The sequence below is a fragment of the Burkholderia sp. WP9 genome, from assembly GCF_900104795.1.
Taxonomy (GTDB): Bacteria; Pseudomonadota; Gammaproteobacteria; order Burkholderiales; family Burkholderiaceae; genus Paraburkholderia.
In genome coordinates, this window is record NZ_FNTG01000001.1 from 4,755,052 (window position 1) to 4,761,244 (window position 6,193).

The 6,193-nt window shown below is 61.9% G+C and carries 8 protein-coding genes; 6 read left to right on the forward strand and 2 right to left on the reverse strand.

The window, feature by feature from the left end; translation table 11 throughout:
• Nucleotides 1-22: 22 nt before the first annotated feature.
• A complete protein-coding gene (locus BLW71_RS21290; RefSeq protein WP_007180908.1) occupies nucleotides 23-511 on the forward strand; it encodes an Lrp/AsnC ligand binding domain-containing protein in 489 nt (162 codons plus the stop codon).
• 97 nt (nucleotides 512-608) lie between these two features.
• Nucleotides 609-1,754, forward strand: coding sequence for a PA0069 family radical SAM protein (locus tag BLW71_RS21295; RefSeq protein WP_091800143.1), 1,146 nt, complete (start codon nucleotides 609-611; stop codon nucleotides 1,752-1,754).
• A gap of 16 nt (nucleotides 1,755-1,770) precedes the next feature.
• Here the strand turns inward: BLW71_RS21295 and BLW71_RS21300 are convergent, their stop codons facing one another.
• Both BLW71_RS21300 and BLW71_RS21305 read right to left on the reverse strand, forming a co-directional pair.
• A complete protein-coding gene (locus tag BLW71_RS21300; RefSeq protein ID WP_091800146.1) occupies nucleotides 1,771-2,238 on the reverse strand; it encodes an NINE protein in 468 nt (155 codons plus the stop codon).
• 224 nt (nucleotides 2,239-2,462) lie between these two features.
• Nucleotides 2,463-3,647 carry a PQQ-dependent sugar dehydrogenase gene (locus tag BLW71_RS21305; RefSeq protein WP_091800149.1) on the reverse strand — a complete coding sequence of 395 codons (1,185 nt, stop codon included), beginning with the start codon at nucleotides 3,645-3,647 and terminating at the stop codon, nucleotides 2,463-2,465.
• Nucleotides 3,648-3,819: 172 nt separating this feature from the next.
• Between BLW71_RS21305 and rpsP the strand changes: the two genes are divergently transcribed.
• From rpsP to rplS, 4 genes are all read left to right on the forward strand, one after another.
• A complete protein-coding gene (gene rpsP / locus BLW71_RS21310; protein ID WP_007180912.1) occupies nucleotides 3,820-4,074 on the forward strand; it encodes a 30S ribosomal protein S16 in 255 nt (84 codons plus the stop codon).
• Nucleotides 4,075-4,206: 132 nt separating this feature from the next.
• Nucleotides 4,207-4,935, forward strand: a complete 729-nt coding sequence (rimM, locus tag BLW71_RS21315; protein WP_091800152.1) for a ribosome maturation factor RimM — start codon at nucleotides 4,207-4,209, stop codon at nucleotides 4,933-4,935.
• A 24-nt stretch (nucleotides 4,936-4,959) separates the two neighbouring features.
• Nucleotides 4,960-5,727: a tRNA (guanosine(37)-N1)-methyltransferase TrmD gene (gene trmD, locus BLW71_RS21320; RefSeq protein ID WP_091800155.1), complete on the forward strand. Its 768-nt coding sequence runs from the start codon at nucleotides 4,960-4,962 to the stop codon at nucleotides 5,725-5,727.
• Between the two features lie 157 nt (nucleotides 5,728-5,884).
• The coding region (rplS, locus tag BLW71_RS21325; protein WP_091800157.1) for a 50S ribosomal protein L19 at nucleotides 5,885-6,193 on the forward strand (309 nt) is incomplete at its 3' end.

Here is a 6,193-nt window from a genome sequence, read left to right on the forward strand (position 1 = left end):
CAAGATTTTCAGCAAAAACATCATGCGTACACAGCGCCAACCGGTCCGGGCTCTCGACAAACTCGATCACAAGATCCTGCGGCTCTTGCAGCAGGACGGCCGCATGGCCATGAAAGACCTGGCTGAGCAGGTTGGGTTGTCGGTGACGCCGTGCATCGAGCGCGTCAAGCGGATGGAGCGCGACGGCGTGATAACCGGCTACCACGCGCGCGTGAACCCGGCGGAGTTGGGCGCGGCGCTGCTGGTGTTCGTCGAGATCACGTTGGATCACAAGAGCGGCAACATGTTCGACCAGTTCCGCCGCGAGGTGCAGAAGATTCCCGAAGTGCTGGAGTGCCACCTCGTGTCGGGCGACTTCGACTATCTGATCAAGGCGCGCATCGGCGAAATGGCCGATTACCGGAAGCTGCTCGGCGACATCCTGCTGCAATTGCCCGGCGCGGTGCAGTCGAAAAGCTACGTGGTGATGGAAGAGATCAAGGAAACGCTGACGATCGCAGTCGGGGATTAGACAGCACGGCAAGCGCAAGACGGGGCTCGACAAACGGCGTAAATACTGTATATTTGTACAGGTATTTTACGCCGTTTGTGCTTTGCGTTTTCTAGCCGTGACCGACTCCGACTCCGAACCCGTCAACGAATTTCCGATCGCGCCGCCCGCGCCTCGCAAGGGCCGCGGCGCGGTGACGAACCTGCAAGGCCGCTACGAAGTCGACCAGCGCGAAGCAGTGGACGACGGCTGGCTGTCAGCGGCGGAAGGCGACGACGAGCCGAAGGTCTTACGCACGCAAGTCTTCGAAGAGCGGGCCAAGACCATTCTTACGCGCAACGCATCGCCGGACATTCCGTTCGGCGTGTCGCTGAACCCGTATCGGGGCTGTGAGCACGGCTGTATTTATTGCTTTGCGCGGCCCACGCACAGCTATTTGGGACTGTCTCCCGGGCTCGACTTCGAAAGCCGGATCTACGCTAAGGTCAACGCACCGGAGTTGCTCGAGCGGGAGTTGTCGAAGAAGTCCTATGTGCCGGAACCGATTGCGCTGGGCGTCAATACGGACGCCTGGCAGCCCGCCGAACGCGACTTGCGGCTCACGCGCCGGGTGATCGAAGTGCTCAGCGAGCGGCATCATCCGTTCGCGGCGATCACCAAGTCGTCGCTGATCGAACGCGATCTCGATCTGCTAGCGCCTATGGCGGCGCGCGGGCAATTCATGGCGGCCATCACCATCACCACGCTCGACGCCGAGATCGCTCGCACGCTCGAACCGCGAGCGGCCACGCCGTCACGACGGCTGCGCACCATTCGCACGCTGAGTGAGGCGGGCATTCCGGTCGGCGTCAGCATCGCACCGGTGATTCCGTTCGTCACCGAACCGGACATGGAGCGTGTGCTGGAGGCCTGTGCGGAGGCCGGCGCAAGCAACGCGAGCTACATCGTGCTGCGTCTGCCGTGGGAAGTCGCGCCGCTATTCAAGGACTGGCTCGCGGCGCATTTTCCCGATCGCGCCGAGCGGGTCATGGGCCGCGTGCGGGACATGCGGGGTGGGAAAGACTACGACTCGTGCTTCTCCACGCGAATGAAGGGAGAAGGCTTGTGGGCGGACCTGCTCAAGCAGCGATTCCAGAAAGCGGTGCGCCGCCTCGGCTTGAACCAGCGTGATCGCGGCATTCTGGATATGTCGCACTTTCGCCGGGCGGAAGCGCCGCGTGCCCATGAATCGGCGCGCGACGATCCTCAACTGGATCTTTTTTAACGCTGCATGAGGCGGATCACTGCGAGAGTGCTTTGGCCGCCTGCACCTGACCTTCAAAGTAGGTCTGGAACGAGATGGCGAGCCCTGTCATCAACAGGAAGGCGCCGATCAACAGTGAAAAAATGACGACGAAGATGACTGTCCAGCCAGAGCGGCTCTTGCGTTGGCTCTGGGCGTTGAATTGCGCGTCCCACTTTTCGTCCGGACGCAGCCCGTAGACGATCGCAGCGAGAAACGCGGCGAGCAGCGAAACCGCACCGGGAAACGCCAGCACCCAGCCGAGCATGGAAGCCCGTTCGCTGGCCACCACCAGCATGGCGCCTGGAATGCCGATCAGCGTACCGATCACGTGCGCCCAGCCGTAGATGTCGCGCGTGCCATACAGATAGAAGCGATGAGCGCCGAGGCAACCGAAGAAGAACGCCAGTGCGGCGGTAATCGTCTTGGATCTGAAACGCGGGGAAGTCGAAGCTAGGGTGGACATGTAGGCGAGGTCAGAGTGACAGGCGGTCGAAAGGAACGGCGCGCGGCTCGCGCGGACCGACGCGCATTCTACGCCCGCCACACGGCGCCGGTCACGTGGCGGGCGGCGCGGCGGTTTTGCGATAAATGCCGGAGTTAGTAGGGTTGCATCCGCGGGGCGGCTAGCTGGTTCGGAAGGGCGGCGGCGCTTCGGGCGCGCTGCGGCTGAATGTCGCTGACTGCTTGTTACGGCGCGGAGTAAGTGACGCGGTAAACCGCTCCGGCATAGTCGTCGCTGATCAGGAGGGAACCGTCGGGTAGGGGCAACACGTCGGCGGGACGGCCCCATACGGCCTCGCCGGGTTGCAGCCAGCCTTCCGCAAAGACTTCCTGGCGGGCGTTGCTGCCATCCGGGTCCGTGACGACATGCACGACGCGATAGCCAACCTTCTTGCTGCGATTCCACGAGCCGTGCTCGGCGACGAAAATCGTATTCCGGTAAGCGGGCGGAAACATCGAGCCGCTGTAAAAGCGCATGCCGAGCGCGGCGACGTGCGCACCGAGTTTGACCGTCGGCGGCGTGAACCCGCTGCACGGATGGTCCTTGCCGAACTCGGGATCGGGCGTGTTGCCGCCGTGGCAGTAGGGAAAACCGAAATCCATCCCGGCGCGCGGCGCGCGGTTGAGCTTGTCGTCCGGGACGTCGTCGCCTAGCAGGTCGCGGCCGTTGTCGGTGAACCACAGTTCATGCGTCACCGGATGCCACGCGAAACCGACCGAATTGCGGATGCCGCGTGCGACGACTTCATAGTGGCTGCCGTCCGGGTTCATGCGGCCGATCAGGCCGAAACGGTCGCGGTCTTTCAGGCAGACGTTGCAGGGCGCGCCTTGCGGCACATATAGCTTGCCGTCCGGGCCGAAAGCGATGAATTTCCAGCCATGGTGCGTCTCCGTAGGCAAGGTGTCGATCACGACGGCAGGCTTGGGGGGATCGTTCAGGTGCGTGTCGATCGCATCGAAGCGAACAATTTTCGATACCGCCGAAACATAGAGCGCGCCATCGCGCCATGCCACGCCCGCCGGCGTTTCCAGCCCGGAAGCAATCACGTGGCGGGCTGTCACCTGCCCATTTTGCAATTCGAGCGCGTAGACGTGGCCGTCCAGACTGCCTATATAAAGAATGCCCTTCGGCGAGAGCGCCATGGCTCGCGCGCTCGGCACGGCGTCCGACAAGACATCGATGCGAAAGCCCGGCGGTAGTTTGATCCGCTCCACCGGCAGTGCGGCGAGCGCCGGCAGGGCAGTCGCGGCGAGCAAGACGGCTGCGCCCGTGTTCAGGGTCCTGCTTCGCAGAATGCGCGCCGAGCCGGCAAGTCGCGCAACGGTGCCAGGAAAATCGCGCAAAAACACAATGGGTGGCAGGAGTTTCAAGGGCGCTCCGTCAGGTAATTCGGGCGTTTCGGCGTGGTGCGAGGTCCCCGCCTGTCAGGCCGACGCAACCCCGTTGCTCAGTTTATCCCGGTAAGTGTTTGTTATGGCGTCGGTTTCCCGCTATAATCGCGTGTTTCAGTCGTTCCGAACCCCGGTTTTCAAGGATTCTAGTATGGTCATCATCCGCTTGGCTCGTGGCGGCTCCAAGAAGCGCCCGTTCTACAACATCGTCGCAACCGATTCGCGTAACCGTCGTGACGGCCGCTTCATCGAGCGCGTTGGCTTCTACAACCCGGTCGCTACGAAGGGTGAGTCGCTGCGTATCGCTCAAGACCGCCTGACGTACTGGCAAGGCGTTGGCGCACAACTGTCGCCGACCGTCGAGCGTCTCGTGAAGGAAGCTGCAAAGGCGCAGCCGGCTGCTTAATGGTAGCTAGCCTGCGTATCGTCGTCGGTTCGTCCGGCGGCTCTCGCGGTTTGCGTGAGCGGCCCAATGAGCAGTCCGATGCGCGAGTTGTTTTGCTGAAGCAGGCGTCGAAGCTGGTAGCGAGGTTCTTTTATGTCTGAGCGTGATTCCGGCAGTTCAGGTAGCGCCAAGGCAGTAGCCCCGCGCGCGAAGACGTCTGATCAGGCGCCGTTCGGTGCATTCGTCCGTAAGCCGGTCGAAAATGCCGAGGGCAAGGCGAAAGCCAATGTTGCAAACGCCGGTTCTGGTGCAGCAGAAATGCGCATGGAAACGGTGGAAAGCTGGCCGGCCGATGCGGTCGAGGTCGGTGCAATCGTCGACGCTTACGGCCTCAAAGGCTGGGTCAAGGTAGCCGCGCATGCGGATGCCGGACATGGCGGCGACGCTTTGCTGAGCGCGAAGCGCTGGTGGCTGCTCAAAGGTCAGGAGCGCAAATCGGCGCCGTCGTTGCAAGCGAAAACGCATAGCGACAGTGTGGTGGCCCATCTGGGCGGCGTCACTGATCGCGACGTGGCGCTGGCACTGCGCGGCTCCCGCGTCTATATCAGCCGCAGCGAGTTTCCGGCTCTCGAAGTCGACGAATTCTACTGGGTCGACCTGCTCGGCCTGGATGTGGTGAATGTTGCCGGGGTCAATCTCGGCAAGGTTGCAGACATGATCGACAACGGTGCGCACTCGGTGATGCGTATCGAATATCCGGCTACCGACAAAAGCGGCAAGCCGGTCACCGGCGAGCGTTTGATCCCGTTCGTCGGCGTTTTTGTCAAAACGGTGGACCAGGCGGCGAAGCAGATCACTGTCGACTGGGAAGCCGATTATTAAATCATTCGCTGAATGGAGAGAGCGATGCAGTTCGATGTCGTCACGCTCTTTCCTGACATGTTTCGTGCGCTGACCGACTGGGGTATCACCAGTCGCGCGGCGAAACAGGAGCGCTACGGTTTGCGTACGTGGAATCCACGCGATTTCACGACCGACAACTACCGCACAATCGACGATCGCCCGTACGGCGGCGGACCCGGCATGGTTATGCTGGCCAGGCCGCTGGAAGATGCGATCGGCGCGGCGAAAGCGGCGCAGGCGGAGCAGGGTATCGGCGCGTCGCGCGTCGTGATGATGTCGCCGCAAGGCGCCACGCTGAATCACGACCGTGTCATGCAGTTTGCGGCCGAACCCGGCTTGATCCTGTTGTGCGGGCGCTATGAAGCGATCGACCAGCGTTTGCTCGACCGTGTCGTCGACGAAGAAGTCAGCCTTGGCGACTTCGTGCTGTCTGGCGGAGAATTGCCGGCCATGGCGTTGATGGATGCCGTGGTGCGTCAGTTGCCCGGCGTGCTCAACGACTCGCAGTCTGCGGTGCAGGATAGTTTTGTCGACGTGCTGCTGGACTGCCCGCATTACACGCGCCCTGAGGAATACGACGGCGTGCGTGTGCCCGATGTGCTGCTCGGCGGCCATCATGCGGAGATCGAAGCATGGCGTCGGCGTGAAGCCTTGCGCAACACGTTGAACAAACGGCCGGATCTGATCGTGAAGGCCAGAAAGAACAAGATGTTGAGCCGTGCCGATGAGGCATGGCTTGCGAGTCTCGCGAAGGAAGAGTCGAAGGCGTAAAGCCTTGGGTCTTTCAAGCGGACACCAGGCGGCGCCGCGCATGCGTGCACGGCGCCTGATGTGAACCCATCCTCTATCGGGGCCGTAGCCGAGCGCAATAAGGAAACTTAGTGCAAGGCAGGTACGAACGCCGACAAGATGGACTTAGGAGTCAGTGATGAATCTGATTGCAAAACTCGAGCAGGAAGAAATCGCGCGCGCCCTCGGCGAGAAGACCATCCCCGAATTCGCTCCCGGCGATACGGTGATCGTCAGCGTGAACGTGGTTGAAGGTACGCGTAAGCGTGTTCAGGCTTACGAAGGCGTCGTGATCGCCAAGCGTAACCGTGGTCTGAATTCGTCGTTCATCGTCCGCAAGATTTCGTCGGGCGAAGGCGTCGAGCGTACGTTCCAGACGTACTCGCCGCTGCTGGCAAGCATCGTCGTCAAGCGTCGTGGTGACGTGCGCCGTGCGAAGCTGTACTAC

Coding starts and splice junctions, on each gene's coding strand:
- rimM (WP_091800152.1), top strand. CDS start 4,207: ATGTCTGAGCGTGATTCCGGCAGTTCAGGTAGCGCCAAGGCAGTAGCC.
- rpsP (WP_007180912.1), top strand. CDS start 3,820: ATGGTCATCATCCGCTTGGCTCGTGGCGGCTCCAAGAAGCGCCCGTTC.
- trmD (WP_091800155.1), top strand. CDS start 4,960: ATGCAGTTCGATGTCGTCACGCTCTTTCCTGACATGTTTCGTGCGCTG.
- BLW71_RS21300 (WP_091800146.1), bottom strand. CDS start 2,238: ATGTCCACCCTAGCTTCGACTTCCCCGCGTTTCAGATCCAAGACGATT.
- BLW71_RS21290 (WP_007180908.1), top strand. CDS start 23: ATGCGTACACAGCGCCAACCGGTCCGGGCTCTCGACAAACTCGATCAC.